Annotated in this window: 18 protein-coding genes; 10 read left to right on the top strand and 8 right to left on the bottom strand. The window is 65.2% G+C overall.

Annotation, left to right across the window (positions count from 1 at the left end; genetic code table 11):
- The first annotated feature begins 98 nt into the window (after positions 1-98).
- The 5 genes from rpsF to dnaB all read left to right on the top strand — a co-directional run bounded on the left by rpsF (position 99) and on the right by dnaB (position 3,142).
- Positions 99-473: a 30S ribosomal protein S6 gene (rpsF, locus tag QFZ83_RS18280; RefSeq protein WP_019655917.1), complete on the top strand. Its 375-nt coding sequence runs from the start codon at positions 99-101 to the stop codon at positions 471-473.
- 4 nt (positions 474-477) lie between these two features.
- Positions 478-792: a primosomal replication protein N gene (priB, locus tag QFZ83_RS18275; protein ID WP_013540524.1), complete on the top strand. Its 315-nt coding sequence runs from the start codon at positions 478-480 to the stop codon at positions 790-792.
- Between the two features lie 21 nt (positions 793-813).
- Positions 814-1,095: a 30S ribosomal protein S18 gene (gene rpsR / locus QFZ83_RS18270; protein WP_007830781.1), complete on the top strand. Its 282-nt coding sequence runs from the start codon at positions 814-816 to the stop codon at positions 1,093-1,095.
- Positions 1,096-1,107: 12 nt separating this feature from the next.
- Positions 1,108-1,560 (top strand): 50S ribosomal protein L9, encoded by a 453-nt coding sequence (gene rplI, locus QFZ83_RS18265; protein WP_013540525.1) that lies wholly within the window; start codon positions 1,108-1,110, stop codon positions 1,558-1,560.
- Positions 1,561-1,735: 175 nt separating this feature from the next.
- On the top strand, positions 1,736-3,142 hold the full coding sequence (gene dnaB / locus QFZ83_RS18260) for a replicative DNA helicase (protein ID WP_307508768.1): 1,407 nt from the start codon (positions 1,736-1,738) through the stop codon (positions 3,140-3,142).
- 6 nt (positions 3,143-3,148) lie between these two features.
- On the opposite strand, the gene QFZ83_RS18255 is transcribed toward dnaB, so the two are convergent.
- From QFZ83_RS18255 to QFZ83_RS18220, 8 genes are all read right to left on the bottom strand, one after another.
- Positions 3,149-3,895: a YafY family protein gene (locus QFZ83_RS18255; RefSeq protein ID WP_307508765.1), complete on the bottom strand. Its 747-nt coding sequence runs from the start codon at positions 3,893-3,895 to the stop codon at positions 3,149-3,151.
- On the bottom strand, positions 3,895-4,353 hold the full coding sequence (locus tag QFZ83_RS18250) for a 6-O-methylguanine DNA methyltransferase (RefSeq protein WP_307508762.1): 459 nt from the start codon (positions 4,351-4,353) through the stop codon (positions 3,895-3,897). The genes QFZ83_RS18255 and QFZ83_RS18250 overlap by 1 nt, the downstream gene beginning before the upstream one ends.
- Complete coding sequence (locus tag QFZ83_RS18245; protein ID WP_307508760.1) at positions 4,350-4,799, bottom strand: GyrI-like domain-containing protein; 450 nt, start codon at positions 4,797-4,799, stop codon at positions 4,350-4,352. Before QFZ83_RS18245 ends, QFZ83_RS18250 begins: the two co-directional genes overlap by 4 nt.
- 45 nt (positions 4,800-4,844) lie before the next feature.
- The gene (locus QFZ83_RS18240) at positions 4,845-5,294 is read right to left on the bottom strand and encodes an EVE domain-containing protein (RefSeq protein WP_307508758.1); all 450 of its coding nucleotides are present in this window, start codon (positions 5,292-5,294) and stop codon (positions 4,845-4,847) included.
- 6 nt (positions 5,295-5,300) lie between these two features.
- The gene (locus QFZ83_RS18235) at positions 5,301-5,672 is read right to left on the bottom strand and encodes a VOC family protein (RefSeq protein WP_307508756.1); all 372 of its coding nucleotides are present in this window, start codon (positions 5,670-5,672) and stop codon (positions 5,301-5,303) included.
- Positions 5,673-5,824: 152 nt separating this feature from the next.
- Entirely contained in the window at positions 5,825-7,612 is a 1,788-nt protein-coding gene (locus QFZ83_RS18230; RefSeq protein WP_307508754.1) for a PhoH family protein, read from the bottom strand.
- Between the two features lie 219 nt (positions 7,613-7,831).
- A complete protein-coding gene (locus QFZ83_RS18225; protein ID WP_007830801.1) occupies positions 7,832-8,308 on the bottom strand; it encodes a peroxiredoxin in 477 nt (158 codons plus the stop codon).
- Positions 8,309-8,443: 135 nt separating this feature from the next.
- A complete protein-coding gene (locus tag QFZ83_RS18220; protein ID WP_307508751.1) occupies positions 8,444-8,827 on the bottom strand; it encodes an Mth938-like domain-containing protein in 384 nt (127 codons plus the stop codon).
- Between the two features lie 99 nt (positions 8,828-8,926).
- Here QFZ83_RS18220 and QFZ83_RS18215 point away from each other — a divergent pair, with 99 nt between their 5' ends.
- The 5 genes from QFZ83_RS18215 (at position 8,927) to glp (ending at position 14,833) form a co-directional block, all read left to right on the top strand.
- Positions 8,927-10,159, top strand: coding sequence for a pyridoxal phosphate-dependent aminotransferase (locus QFZ83_RS18215; RefSeq protein WP_306877512.1), 1,233 nt, complete (start codon positions 8,927-8,929; stop codon positions 10,157-10,159).
- Positions 10,160-10,252: 93 nt separating this feature from the next.
- Positions 10,253-11,575 carry a homoserine dehydrogenase gene (locus QFZ83_RS18210; protein WP_042579528.1) on the top strand — a complete coding sequence of 441 codons (1,323 nt, stop codon included), beginning with the start codon at positions 10,253-10,255 and terminating at the stop codon, positions 11,573-11,575.
- Positions 11,572-12,987 carry a threonine synthase gene (gene thrC / locus QFZ83_RS18205; protein ID WP_307508744.1) on the top strand — a complete coding sequence of 472 codons (1,416 nt, stop codon included), beginning with the start codon at positions 11,572-11,574 and terminating at the stop codon, positions 12,985-12,987. The genes QFZ83_RS18210 and thrC overlap by 4 nt, the downstream gene beginning before the upstream one ends.
- An 18-nt stretch (positions 12,988-13,005) precedes the next feature.
- The gene (gene mobB / locus QFZ83_RS18200) at positions 13,006-13,551 is read left to right on the top strand and encodes a molybdopterin-guanine dinucleotide biosynthesis protein B (RefSeq protein WP_307508742.1); all 546 of its coding nucleotides are present in this window, start codon (positions 13,006-13,008) and stop codon (positions 13,549-13,551) included.
- Positions 13,544-14,833 carry a gephyrin-like molybdotransferase Glp gene (glp, locus tag QFZ83_RS18195; protein ID WP_307508739.1) on the top strand — a complete coding sequence of 430 codons (1,290 nt, stop codon included), beginning with the start codon at positions 13,544-13,546 and terminating at the stop codon, positions 14,831-14,833. The genes mobB and glp overlap by 8 nt, the downstream gene beginning before the upstream one ends.
- The last annotated feature ends 5 nt before the right edge of the window (positions 14,834-14,838 follow it).

Below are 14,838 nucleotides of genomic sequence, written 5' to 3'. Positions count from 1 at the left end.
CAATTCCAGGGCTATAATCGCCGGCTTTGCCTTGCCACACTGCGCCCGACGCTGCAGGTGGCTTTTCCTCTTCTTCGGAAGAATCCACAAGGAGTGCCATGCGTCACTACGAAATCATTTTGCTGATCCACCCGGATCAGAGCGAGCAAGTTCCGGCCATGCTGGAGCGCTACAAGGGCCTGATCACGGCCGGCGGTGGCAAGGTCCATCGCGTTGAAGACTGGGGCCGCCGTCAGCTGGCTTACCAGATCAACAAGCTCAACAAGGCGCACTACCTGTGCGTCAACATCGAAGCCGAGCAAACCGTGATGGGCGAACTGGAACACGCGTTCAAGTTCAACGATGCCGTGCTGCGTCACCTCACCGTTCAGAAGAAGAAGGCCGAAACCGGTCCTTCGTCGATGATGAAGACGGTCGAGCGCGAAGAAGCCCGCAAGGCCCAGCAGGCCGAATACGCCGCCAACAACAACTGATGGCGTGACTGCTGCCGCTCTGGCAACCGGTGTCAATCAGCTGCTGCTGACCGCCTCGGTTGCCGAACTCGGAGCCCTGCGATACACACCCGCCGGCCTGCCCGCCATCGACCTTCGACTCGAACACGAGTCCACGCTCGATGAAGCAGGCAAACCCCGGCAGGTGAAGACGGCCCTCAAGGCCGTCGCCTTCGGCGCCATCGCCGAACGGCTCGCAAGACAGTCGATGGGAAGTCTCTGGCGTTTTCAGGGGTTTCTCGCGACACCGGGCAACGGCAAGCATCCGGTCCTGCACATCCAGGATTTTCAGCAAGATTAATTTTCGACAAGAGGTCCCCAAATGGCCACGTTCAAGAAATTCAACAAAGACAAGCGCCCGAAGCGCAACACCCAGTCGCTGCTGTTCAAGCGCAAGCGCTTCTGCCGTTTCACCGTCGCTGGCGTCGAGGAAATCGACTACAAGGACATCGACACGCTGCGTGACTTCATCAGCGAAAACGGCAAGATCATCCCCGCACGCCTGACCGGCACGCGCGCGATCTACCAGCGCCAGCTCAACACCGCCATCAAGCGCGCGCGCTTCCTGGCCATGGTCCCGTACAGCGACCAACACCGCGTCTAAGGAGCCGACACCATGCAAGTCATTCTTCTGGACAAGGTCGTCAACCTCGGCACCCTCGGCGAAATCGTCAAGGTCAAGGACGGTTACGCACGCAACTTCCTGATCCCGTCGGGCCGCGCTCGCCGCGCCACCGCTGCCAACAAGGCCGAATTCGAAGCCAAGCGCGTCGAACTCGAAAAGGCTGCGGCCGCCAAGCTGGCTGAAATGCAAGCGCAAGGCGAAAAGCTCGGCGGCACGACCGTCAAGCTGACGCAAAAGGCCGGCGTCGACGGCCGCCTGTTCGGCTCGGTCACCAACGGCGACATCGCCGAAGAACTGGGCAAGCAAGGCTACAAGGTTGCCAAGTCGCAAGTGCGCCTGCCCAACGGCCCGATCAAGGTCGTCGGCGACAGCACCGTGGCCGTTGCGCTGCACACCGACGTGGTCGTCGAGATCACCGTCACGGTCTACGGCGAAACCGCCTGATCGTTCGCGGCGCCTCGTGCGCTGCCGCAGAAGCCGCCTTCGGGCGGCTTTTGTTTTTTGTTTTCCCGTTTTATTCAGTGACTGTCCACAGGGTTTTGCACAGCACGTTCACAGCGTTATGCATGGCGCTGCCATTGCCCCGCGCGTAGCATGCCCCGTTCACTTCCAAGGTCCCATGTCCGCCGTTTTCTCCTACTCCGACGGCAATCCGTCGGCCGACCGCCAGATCGCCCAACTGCGCATTCCGCCTCACTCCATCGAGGCCGAATCGAGCGTGCTCGGTGGCCTGCTGCTCGACAACGGCGCCTGGGACCGCATGGGCGACCTGCTCGTCGACGACGACTTCTACCGTCACGAGCACAAGCTGATCTACGCCGCCATCGGCGGACTGATCAATGCCAGCAAGGCGGCCGACGTCATCACCGTCTTCGAGCGGCTGCAGAGCCTGGGCAAGGCCGACGATATCGGCGGGCTGGTCTACCTGAACTCGCTCGCGCAGTACGTGCCGAGCGCGAGCAACATCCGGCGCTATGCGGAGATCGTGCGCGAGCGCTCGATCCTGCGAAAGCTCGTTTCGGCCAGCGACGAGATCGCGACCAACGCCTTCAACCCGCAGGGCAAGCCGGTCGACAAGATCCTGGACGAAGCCGAGCAGAAGATCTTCAACATCGGCGAGGAAGGCTCGCGGATGAAGCAGGGCTTCCAGAGCATGGACGCCCTGGTGGTCGAGCTGCTCGATCGCGTGACCGAGATGGCCGAGAACCCGAACGACATCACGGGCGTGCGCACCGGCTTTCACGACTTCGACAAGATGACCTCGGGCCTGCAGCCGGGCGACATGATCGTGCTGGCCGCGCGTCCCTCGATGGGCAAGACCTCGCTCGCGATCAACATCGCCGAGCACGTGGCGCTCAACGAAGGGCTGCCCGTTGCCGTGTTTTCGATGGAAATGGGCGCGTCCCAGCTGGCGGTGCGTATCGTCGGCTCGATCGGCCGCATCGACCAGGGGCACTTGCGCACCGGCAAGCTCAGCGATGAAGAGTGGCCGCGCCTGACCGAAGCCATCGAGAAGCTGCGCACCGTGTCGCTGCACATCGACGAGACGCCGGGTCTCTCGACCAGCGAACTGCGCGCCAATGCGCGCCGGCTTGCGCGCCAGTACGGGCGCCTGGGGCTGATCGTGGTCGACTACCTGCAGCTCATGTCGACCAGCACGAGTGGCGACGAGAACCGCGCGACGGCCGTGGGCGAAATCTCGCGTGGATTGAAGATGCTCGCCAAGGAGCTCAAGTGCCCGGTGATCGCGCTCTCGCAGCTCAGCCGCGGCGTGGAAAGCCGAACCGACAAGCGCCCCATGATGAGCGACTTGCGCGAGTCCGGCGCCATCGAGCAGGACGCGGACATCATCATGTTCATCTACCGCGACGACTACTACGACAAGAACAGCAAGGAGCCGGGCGTGGCCGAGGTGATCATCAGCAAGCACCGGAACGGCCCGACGGGCACCATCAAGCTCGCCTTCCTGAAGCCGATCACCAAATTCGAGAACCTGGAAGGCTACAGCCACAGCGACCAGTACTGACGCGCGTCAAAGAGCCGAAGGACCCTGGGCCTTTGACGGCCATATCTGCGGTTCAGGCGGTGTCGTCTTCACTTGCCGGGCCTTCACTTGGCGCAACAGATCGGCCAGCGTCTTGCCCGGTTCGTCGCGAAAGCGATCGGGCAGCACCTTGACCGCGTCCATGCGGTCGACGCGGAAGCCGCGAAAGTCGTTGCGCAGCTCGCACCAGGTCGAGAGCGTCCAGACCTTTCCCCAGTAGAAGCAGCCGAGCGGCCGCACCGTGCGCTCGCTGGCATCGCCGGACACGTCGCGATAGTTGAGGCGCAGCTTCTGACGCGCCTGCACGGCCTCCCGCAAGGCCTGCAGCCGGGCGCCCATGACGTCGTCCAGTCCCAGCGCGGGCGCATAGAGCGCCAGCGCTTCCGCCGAAACGCGCGCGGCCGGCGGCAGAACCGAGAGGATCTTGCCCAGCCCCGACTCGATGTCGCGCGCGAGCGCCGGATCGACCCAGCTCTGCGCGAGCCGCGCCGCCGCCACGAGCGCCGAGGCTTCGTCCTGCGTGAACATCAGCGGCGGCAGCTCGAAGCCCACGCCCAGCCGGTAGCCCACGCCGGCTTCGCCTTCGATCGGCACGCCTTGGTGCTGCAGGTCGGCCACGTCGCGGTACACCGTGCGCTCCGAGACCTCGAGACGCTGCGCTAGAAACGCGGCCGTAGTGAGCCGGCGCCCGCGGATGAGCTGCACGAGCTGGAAGAGGCGGTCGGCGCGGCGCATCAGCGCGTTCCGGAGAGCTTCTTGGCGAAGTCCTCGACGAAGTAGCGCTTGCCGCGCTGCACGACCGTGTGGCCTTCGGCTTCGAGCCTGGCCATCTGCGCCTCGATGCCGCCGGGGTACTTGGGGTTGAGTTCGCCGCCGATCTTGAGGGTGCGCCAGTAGGGCGTCTGCTCCTGGGCCTCTTCGGTGGCGTGCGCGACCATGTGCGCAAAGATCGCCGTGGTCACGGTACAGCCGATGGTGGCGTGGTGGCGCATGGCGATGTCCTCGCCAATGCCGAGCACGGTCGCGAGCCGGCCTTCGGGCACGCCGTGCATCGCCGCTTCGACCTCGCGCGGCGAGGGCGTGGCGATGGTGCCCTCGCCATGGCGCTTGCGCATGGGCGGAGGGATCTCCTTGACGTTCGGCAGGTGAGGGTAGCTGGCGAGCCTGTCGCGCCAGCTCTTCTTCATGCTCATGCAACTCCGATATGGATCGCCACCTTGTCGGGCCCCTCGTAGGCTTCGAAATCGCTGCGGTAGCGGCGCGCGATTTCCGGGTGCGCCTCGAAATACTGCCAGATGCGTTGCCAGGTGGCGATCACCATCTGCGGCATCTCGCCCTGGCCGGTGAAGACGAGGTAGTCGCCGGCTTCGATCTCCACGCTGTCCGCGCCGTCCGAGACAGCCACGCCGACGGTGATGTCAAAGGGGCCATGGGCATCGGACTCGTAGGCGGAGTAGATGCCGAAGATGCGCGTGTCGCTCGTGCGATGGGGCGTCGATTCATAGGTCTGTTCGCCGAAGAAGCGGCCCCACAGCGCGCCGATGCGGGCTGTGGCGGGATCGTTCTCTTCGCGATTGGTCGTGCGGGCCGTGAGGCCGGCGACGCGGAAGGCGTCGTGGTGTTGGCGGGCGGGTTCCATGGATTCTTCTCCTGCGTCTGCGATGTTCTGTCTAGGCGATGCCGCTCAAAGGTGGAGCATTTTCAGGTCGGCCTTCATGGTCCGGGCGATCAGCGCCATGTCGGCGTTGGTCACGTCGAACATGCCGAAGCGGAACTTGTAGCCCCACTGCTTGGGCGTCTCGATGAATGCGAGGCGCTCGATCAGCGGCGCAATGGGCGCCTCGTGCGAGGCCGCATAGCTCACGTCGCGGCGCCACGGGATGAAGCCGCCGCCCATGTCGAATTCGTACGGCTCGCCAGGCAGCACGATGCCGATGGACACGAAGCTTTGAAGCTTGTCCGTGCCGCCGAACACCGTGGCCGGCGAATAGTAGGCCACGCGGTCGCCCGCAGCGATGCGCTTGAGCGGGCCCAGCTTGCCGTGGCCGACCTGCATGAAGCCGAGCGGCCGGTGGTCGCGCCCGCGCCGCGCATGCTCGGCGCTGGCGACTGCAATCCAGTTGCGCTGTGCCATGGCGGTTCAGGCGAAGGCGTGAAGGCCGACCTCGTTGCCTTCGGTGTCGCGCAGGTGGGCGATGAAGCCCATGCCCGGCGGCAGCGCGGACTTGGGGGCCACGATCTGTCCGCCGGCCGCCTCGACGCGCGAGAGCACGGCGTCGATGCTGGGCATGCAGTCCAGGTAGATGCGGATGCTGCTGCCCGCGCGAGCAGAGGCACTTGCGCCGGCCTGCAAGGCGCCACCGACGCCCGGGGCGTCATACGGAAAAATAGCCAGCGCCTCGCCGCCGAAGCTCTCGCGGCGCAGCTTGCGCGCCAGCACGGTTTCGTAGAAGGCCTGGGCGCGGTCCAGGTCGCTGACAGGAATCTCGAACCAGGTGATTGCGTTCTGCATGAGGAGCTCTCTTTGTTTCGTTGGAAGGAGCCTCGATGGTGCGAGCCGCCTCCTGACAACGTCTTGTCAGGAGCCTGTCATCTCGGGCGAAAAAAAAGCCCGCGATGCCCTCTGGGGGCATTGCGGGCTCGGTGGCCGCGAGTCGCGGTTTTTTAGAGCACGTCGCTCGCGAAGTCGGCCAGGCGCGAGCGTTCGCCGCGCGCGAGCGTGATGTGCCCGCCGTGCGGCCAGCCCTTGAACTTGTCGACCGCGAAGGTCAGGCCCGAGGAGCCTTCCGTGAGGTACGGCGTATCGATCTGCGCCAAGTTGCCCATGCAGATGATCTTGGTGCCCGGGCCGGCGCGGGTAATCAGCGTCTTCATCTGCTTGGGCGTCAGGTTCTGCGCCTCGTCGATGATCACGTACTTGTTCAGGAAGGTGCGCCCGCGCATGAAGTTCATGCTCTTGACCTTGATGCGGCTGCGGATCAGCTCGTTGGTGGCCGCGCGGCCCCACTCGCCGGCGCCTCCGCCATCGCCCTTGGCGAGGAACTCGAGGTTGTCGTCCAGCGCGCCCATCCAAGGGCCCATCTTTTCTTCCTCGGTGCCGGGCAGGAAGCCGATGTCCTCGCCCACGCTCACCGTGGCGCGGGTCATGATGATCTCGGTGTAGCGGCGGTCGTCCAGCACCTGCGTGAGGCCCGAGGCCAACGCCATCAGCGTCTTGCCGGTGCCGGCGGTGCCGGTCAGCGTGACGAAGTCGATCTCGGGGTCCATCAGCAGGTTCATCGCGAAGTTCTGCTCGCGGTTGCGCGTGTTCACGCCCCACACCGCGTTCTTCCCCGAGCTGTAGTCCTTGAGCGTCTTGAGCACCGCGGTTTTGTCGCGAATCTCGGTGACGCGCGCGTACATGCTCGGCTCGCCGGGCGCCTCGAAGAAGACGAACTGGTTGATGTACAGGTTGGGCACGATCGGACCGCTGATGCGGTAGAAGGTGTTGCTGCCGCTCTGCCAGCTTTCGACGGTCTTGCTCTGGCGGGTCCAGAAGTCGGGCGGGAGAGCGAGCGAACCCGCGTAGAGCAGGTCGCCGTCTTCCAGCGTCTTGTCGTTCTGGTAGTCGTCGGTAGCCAAGCCCAGGGCGCGCGCCTTGACGCGCATGTTGATGTCCTTCGACACCAGCACCACTTCCTGCTTCGGCTTGCCGGGGCGTTCCTTGGCGTATTCGTCGCGCAGTGCGTGCACGACGCCCAGGATCTGGTTGTCGGCTTTGCCTTGGGGCAGGCTGATCGGCAGCGAGTAGTCGAGCGGGGCGGTCTGGAAGAACAGACGGCCGCCTGCCTCGCGATGGCCGGTGGTGTCGAGCTTCAGGCCCTTGTCGATGTCGGCGTCCTGCGCGCCGGCCAGCGCATCGAGCGTGCGGCTGGTCTGGCGGCCGTTGCGGGCGACTTCGGTGGTGCCCTTCTTGTGACCATCGAGCTCTTCCAGCACGATCATCGGCAGGAAGATGTCGTGCTCCTCGAAGCGGAACAGGCACATCGGGTCGTGCAGCAGCACGTTCGTGTCGAGCACGAACAGCTTGGCCGGACCGGTGGATTTGCTGCGCTTGGGGCGCGCGGGGGCCTGAGGCGCGGCCGCTGCGGGAGCGGGTGCGTAGGTCGGGGCGGGCGCTGTGGGGACCCGGGTCTCGACCTGGATGGCGGCAGGTTGCTGCGGGGCGGGGGCGGATGCAGGAGCCGGCCGGGACTTGGCCCGGCGCGACGGACGCGCGGCTTCGCCGCCACCTGCTGCCTCGGAACTTAGGTTATCGAACAACTCCAGCGGCTGCGGTCCGTTCGAGGTCGTTTCATCAGCGCGCTGGTCGCCGGAGCGGCGTGACCCCCTGTGCGAGGACCGGGCGGGCGCGTCGATCGCGTCCGGCGAGAGCAATGCGGCGCGTTTCGTGGGGGCGGGAGGCAATGGCATGTGTGGGGTCGCTCGCAGGAAAGTGGAAACCAAGAAACGAAAAAGCCGCCTGAAGACCAAGGCGGCTTTGTTCGGGGGATGCGGTCGTGGAGCTCAACGGCATGAGGCCATTATGCACACCGCGGATGACGCGCCAGAGGCTCTTTGCGGCTTTTACGTACTGCGTTGGGCATTCCCCACGCAATCCATAAAAGCACTCCCTGGTCGCGTCTTGCAGCGTCAGGCGGCCTTCTTGAGCGCCTTGACTGCCTTGAGCACGTCATCGACGTGGCCCGGAACCTTCAGGCCGCGCCATTCGGCCTTCAGGATGCCGTCAGCGCCGATCAGGAAGGTGCTGCGTTCGATGCCCTTGACCTTCTTGCCGTACATGATCTTGTTCTTGACCACGCCGAACATGTGGCACATCTTCTCTTCGGTGTCGGCGATGAGTTCGAAGGGAAGCTCAAGCTTGGCCTTGAATTCGTCGTGCGACTTCATGTTGTCACGGGAAACGCCGAAAACGGTGGCGCCGGCCTTCTCGAAATCCTTGTAGCGGTCGCGGAATTGCATCGCTTCGGTCGTGCAGCCCGGAGTGTTATCTTTCGGGTAGAAATACATGACCAGCACGTGGCCGAGATGCGAGGTATTCGAGACCTTGAGGCCGCCCGTGGCGTTGGCGTCGAATTCAGGAATGGGTTTGTTGACAACGATCGCCATGAAACTTGTTTTCTCCGTTAGATTCCATGGATCGAGTTCTTCGGGGCAGACTCGATGCACGGAGGATTGGTCGTTGCTAACTTTGGGGTAGCTGGCCTGTTCGCAACCCGCTATTTTACCCCGAAAATACCCCTCTCAGTCAGCCGACGGGCTCTCGATCAGCAGGGCGGCAATCACATGCCGGCCTTCGCCAGCCAGGATGTTGTAGGTCCGGCAGGCCGCCGGGGTGTCCATGGTCTCGACGCCGGTGCGCCTCGCCATCAGGGGCTGGAGCCAGGCGGGCTGGGGAAAGCGGATGCGGGTTCCGCTGCCGAAAATGATCAATTCGGCCCCGAGCTCGGCAAGCTGCGCGAAGTGTTCCGGGCCGAGTTCGTCGAAACGGGTGCAATTCCATTCGAAACGCTCCCCGCGGGAGCCGACCACCACGCTGCCCTCGACCTTTTCGTTGTTGATCGCGACCCAGCCGGGGCCGTGTGCGGTGAGGGACTTGGCGTCTGATTTGTCGGGCTGGAGCTTCATCTGGTCACTGTGAACTGTGGTCAAATTATAGGTTTTCCCCAGTGACACGAGGCCTGCAGGGGCCTTTGATCCTCGCGTAAACCCGCCCGGGAGGGCCCTTTGAAGCAGCTCAAGAAATCGGCCAAGCTGGCCAACGTTCTCTACGACATCCGCGGTCCCATCATGGACGCGGCCAAGCAGATGGAGGACGACGGCCAGAAGATCATCAAGCTCAATATCGGCAATCTCGCCGTGTTCGGCTTCGATGCGCCCGAGGAGATTCAGCAGGACATGATCCGCAACCTGCCGAATTCAGCAGGCTATTCGGACAGCAAGGGCGTCTTCGCCGCGCGCAAGGCGGTGATGCACGAGACCCAGAAGCAGGGCATCGCCGGCGTCACGCTGGACGACATCTACTTGGGCAACGGCGCCAGCGAACTCATCGCGATGTCCACGAACGCGCTGCTCGACGACGGCGACGAACTGCTCCTGCCGGCTCCCGACTACCCCCTGTGGACCGCCTCCACGAGCCTCTCGGGCGGCACCCCGGTGCATTACCTCTGCGACGAGGCCAATGGCTGGATGCCCAATTTGGCCGATATCCGCGCCAAGATCACGCCCCGCACCAAGGGCATCGTGGTCATCAACCCGAACAACCCGACCGGCGCTCTCTACTCCGACGATCTGCTCAAGAGCATCGTCGCCATCGCTCGCGAACACGGCCTCGTGATCTTTGCCGACGAGGTCTATGACAAGGTGCTGTACGACGGCGTGAAGCACACTGCCATCGCCAGCCTGTCGACCGATGTGCTCACGCTCACCTTCAACTCGCTCTCCAAGAGCTACCGCTCGTGCGGTTATCGCGCCGGCTGGGTCGTGGTCTCGGGCGACAAGCGCGCCGCGCAGGACTACATCGAGGGCCTGAACATGCTCTCGAACATGCGCCTGTGCGCCAACGTGCCGGGCCAGTGGGCGATCCAGACGGCGCTGGGCGGCTACCAGAGCATCAACGACCTGGTCTGCGACGGCGGTCGCCTTCGCCGCCAGCGCGACCTGGCCTACGAACTGATCACTGCCATCCCCGGCGTGAGCTGCGTCAAGCCCAGCGCTGCGCTCTACATGTTTCCGAGGCTCGACCCCGAGGTCTACCCGATCACGGACGACCGCCAATTCTTCCTCGAGCTGCTGAAGGAAACCCGCGTGATGCTGGTGCAAGGCACCGGCTTCAACTGGGCCACGCCGGACCATTTCCGCATCGTGTTTCTGCCCCACGAAGACGACCTGCGCGAGGCCATCAATCGCATCGCGAAGTTCCTCGAGCAGTACCGACTGCGCCGCAAGACGGCATCCTGAAATCTGCCGGTCACGGCGTGTGCCGTGGCCTTGCCGGCGACACCTGAAGCCTGCCTCCTCCAAATCACCAACGCCATGAGCGCGACTTTCCCAATGAAACCCATCCAAGTAGGCCTCCTCGGCGCAGGCACGGTCGGCAGCGGCACCTTCAAGGTGCTTCAACGCAACCAGGAAGAAATCAAGCGTCGCGCCGGCCGCGGCATCGAGATCACCATGGTGGCCGACCTGGACACCGCCCGCGCCCGCGAAGTGGCCGGCGAGGGCGTCAAGGTGGTCGCCGATGCGCGCGAAATCATCGCCAACCCCGAGATCGACATCGTCATCGAGCTGATCGGCGGCTACGGCGTCGCGAAGCAACTGGTGCTCGAAGCGATTGCGGCCGGCAAGCACGTGGTCACGGCCAACAAGGCGCTGCTCGCGGTGCACGGCACCGAGATCTTCGCGGCTGCGCACGCCAAGGGCGTGATGGTGGCTTTCGAAGCGGCTGTTGCCGGCGGCATCCCGATCATCAAGGCGCTGCGCGAAGGCCTGACGGCCAACAGCATCCAGTGGCTGGCCGGCATCATCAACGGCACCACGAACTTCATCCTCTCCGAGATGCGCGACAAGGGCCTGGACTTCGCCACCGTGCTGAAGGAAGCCCAGCGCCTGGGCTACGCCGAAGCCGACCCGACCTTCGACATCGAAGGCGTCGACGCCGGCCACAAGGTCACGCTGATGAGCGCCATCGCGTTCGGCATTCCGGTGCAGTTCGACAAGGCGCACATCGAGGGCATCACCAAGCTCGCAGCGCAGGACATCAAGTACGCCGAGCAGCTCGGCTACCGCATCAAGCTCCTGGGCATTACCAAGCGCACGGCCAAGGGCATCGAGCTGCGCGTGCATCCGTCGCTGGTGCCTTCCAAGCGCCTGCTGGCGAACGTCGAAGGCGCGATGAACGCGGTGGTCGTGCACGGCGACGCCGTCGGCACCACGCTCTACTACGGCAAGGGCGCCGGCAGCGAGCCGACCGCGAGCGCCGTGATCGCCGATCTGGTCGACATCACCCGCCTGCACACGGCCGATGCCGCGCACCGAGTGCCGCACCTGGCCTTCCATCCCGACGCGATGAGCGACCTGAAGGTGCTGCCGATGGCCGAGGTGGTCACCAGCTATTACCTGCGCCTGCGCGTGGCCGACCAGGCCGGCGTGCTCGCCAAGGTGACGGGCCTGCTGGCCACCGCCGGCATCAGCATCGACGCCGTGCTGCAGCGCGAAGCCGACGAAGTGGGCGGCGAGGGCTCCACGCAGACCGACCTCATCATCCTCACGCACGACGCGCGCGAAGGCACGGTCGACGACGTGCTGGCCGAGCTGCAGGCGCTGCCTACCGTGCTCGAACCCATCGTGCGCATCCGCAAGGAAGAGTTGAAGTGAACTACCTGAGCACCCGCGGCCACCCGGACCGCAAGCGCTTTTGCGAAATCCTCCTCGAAGGCCTCGCGCCCGATGGCGGCCTGTACCTGCCGGAAACCTACCCGCAGGTCGATGCCGCCACGCTCGCCAGATGGCGCGAACTGCCGTACGCCGAACTGGCCTTCGAGATCCTCTCGCTCTACATCGACGACATTCCCGCGGCCGACCTGAAGGCGATCTGCGCGAAGACCTACACCGCCGAGGTGTTCGGTACCGACGAGATCGTGCCGCTGCGCGAGCTCGAAGACGGCGTGTACATCGAAGCCCTGTCCAACGGCCCCACGCTGGCCTTCAAGGACATGGCGATGCAGCTCCTGGGCAACCTGTTCGAGTACGAACTGGCCCGCCGCGGCGCCGAACTCAACATCCTGGGCGCCACCAGCGGCGACACCGGCAGCGCGGCCGAGTACGCCATGCGCGGCAAGAAGGGCGTGCGCGTCTTCATGACCTCGCCGGACGGCCGCATGAGCCCGTTCCAGCAGGCGCAGATGTTCAGCCTGCAGGACGAGAACATCCACAACATCGCCATCACCGGCGTGTTCGACGACTGCCAGGACATCGTGAAGGCGGTGTCCAACGACCTGGGCTTCAAGCGCAAGTACCGCATCGGCACGGTCAATTCGATCAACTGGGCGCGGCTCCTGGCGCAGGTCGTCTACTACTTCGCCGGCTACTTCCAGGCCACGGCGAGCAACGACAAGCCGGTGAGCTTCACCGTGCCCTCGGGCAACTTCGGCAACGTCTGCGCGGGGCACGTGGCCCGCATGATGGGCCTGCCGGTCCAGACGCTGGTGGTCGCCACCAACGAGAACGACGTGCTCGACGAGTTCTTCCGCACCGGCATCTACCGCGTGCGCGGCGCGGCCGATACGCACGAGACCTCCAGCCCGTCGATGGACATCAGCAAGGCCAGCAACTTCGAGCGTTTCGTGTTCGACCTGGTGGGCCGCGATGCCGGCAAGCTGCGCAAGCTGTTCGTGGAGGACCTGGGCCTGGAAGGCCGCTTCGACCTGAGCGCCGATGCGGCGTTCAAGGATGCGGCCGGGCGCTTCGGTTTCGTGAGCAGCCGAAGCACGCATGCCGACCGCCTGGCCACCATCCGCGACACCGAGAAGCGCTTCGCCACACTGGTTGATCCGCACACAGCCGACGGCCTGAAGGCCGCGCGTGAATTCCTCGCGCCGGGCGTGCCGATGGTGGTGCTCGAAACGGCGCTGCCAATCAAGTTCGCCGCCACGATCGTTGAAGCGCTGGGCCACGAACCCGACCGGCCCGCAAAGTTCGAAGGCATCGAAGCGCTGCCCAAGCGCGTGGTCAAGCTGCCGGCGGACGCCGAGGCCGTGAAGGCCTACATCGCGCAGAACTGTGACTGAGCGCGGTCGAGCCCCGGCATGAAGGTCGTCGGCTTCGCCGGTTACTCGGGCGCGGGCAAGACCACGCTGGTCGAAAAGCTGATCCCCGTGCTCAAGCGGCTCGGCCAGCGCGTCTCGGTGGTCAAGCACGCGCACCACAAGTTCGACATCGACCATCCGGGCAAGGACACATATCGCCACCGCGAGGCCGGCGCCTTCGAGGTGGTCGTCGCCTCCGACAAGCGCCTGGCGGTGATGCGCGAATTCGAAACGCCGGTCGAGCTCAGCGTGCACCAGTTGCTCGCCGAGGTGCATCCGGTTGCCGACTGGGTGCTGGTCGAGGGCTTTCGCCACGGCAACGTGCACAAGATCGAAGTCTGGCGCCAGCCCGGGGCGGGCGAGGCGCTGCGGCCCGTGCTCTATCCGGACGATCCCTTCGTCACCGCCATCGCGACCGACGCGCCGGACAGCTTGCCGGAGCCCACGGCCCGGCCGCTGTTCGACCTCAACGACGCCGAGGCCATCGCGCGGTGGCTCATCGCCAATGGCGATCGCTTCGAGTACAACCCGGAACACCATGGCTGACACACCTCCCGTTCCGTTCTCCGCGTCCAACGCGCGGCCTCCGCTGATGCCGCTGGACGAGGCCATCGCGCAGTTGCTGGCCAAGGCCGCACCGAAGCTTCCCGAGGAGAGCGTCGTCACCTTCGACGCCGACGGCCGCGTGCTTGCGCAGGATCTCGTCTCCGGCCTCACCGTGCCGCCGCGCGACAACAGCGCGATGGACGGCTATGCGGTGCGTGCAGCCGATTGCGTCGCGCCCGGCACCGTGCTCCAGGTGACTCAGCGCATTCCCGCCGGCACCGTCGGCACGCCGCTCGCGGCCGGCACCGCGGCGCGCATCTTCACCGGCGCGCAGATTCCCGAAGGCGCCGATGCTGTCGTGATGCAGGAAGACACGACCGCCACGCCGCAGGAAGGCAGCCTGGGTTCCGTGCGCATCGCGATCGTTCCAGCGGTCGGCCAATGGGTCCGCCGTGCGGGCGAGGACGTGGCCGCCGGCGATGTCGTGCTGAAGAAGGGCGAACGCCTCACGCCCGCGGCGCTCGGCCTCGCGGCCAGCGTCGGCTTCCACAAACTGCAGGTGGCGCGCAAGCCGCGCGTGGCAATGCTCTCCACCGGCGACGAGCTGGTGATGCCCGGCGAGGTCGCGCCCGATGCGATGAAGCCCGGCGCGATCTACAACTCCAATCGCTTCTTCATGCGCGCCTTGCTGCACCGGCTGGGGTGCGAGGTGAACGACCTGGGCATCGTGCCCGACAACCGCGAGACCACCATCGCTGCACTGCGCGACGCGGCCGAAACGAGCGACCTGATCATCACGACCGGCGGCGTCTCCGTCGGCGAGGAAGACCACATCCGCGCCGCGCTGCAGACGCTCGGCGAGTTGCAGCTCTGGTCGCTGTCGATGAAGCCCGGCAAGCCTTTCGCCTATGGGTCCATTGCGCGCAGCAACGGGCAGGGCGTGTGCCATGTCACGGGGCTGCCCGGGAATCCGGTGTCGAGTTTTCTCACCTTCCTGATGCTCGTGCGCCCCTTCCTGCTGACGCTGCAAGGCGCCGACCGCGTGACGCCCGAGGCGGTGCAGATGCGCGCCGATTTCGACTGGCTCCGCGCCGACAAGCGCCGCGAGTTCCTGCGCGCACGGCGCAACGCCGCGGGCGGGCTCGACCTGTTCGCCAACCAGAGTTCGGGCGTGCTGACCTCGATGGTCTGGGGCGACGGCCTCGTCGACAACCCCTCGGGCCAGACGATCAAGTCGGGCGACACCGTGAACTTCATTCCCTTCGCCTCGCTGCTCGACTGATACGC

This window comes from Variovorax sp. W1I1, assembly GCF_030815625.1.
In the GTDB taxonomy this organism is placed as follows: domain Bacteria; phylum Pseudomonadota; class Gammaproteobacteria; order Burkholderiales; family Burkholderiaceae_C; genus Variovorax; species Variovorax paradoxus_C.
The sequence above is the reverse complement of the archived record's forward strand: the minus strand, read 5'-3'. Positions and strand labels throughout refer to the sequence as shown.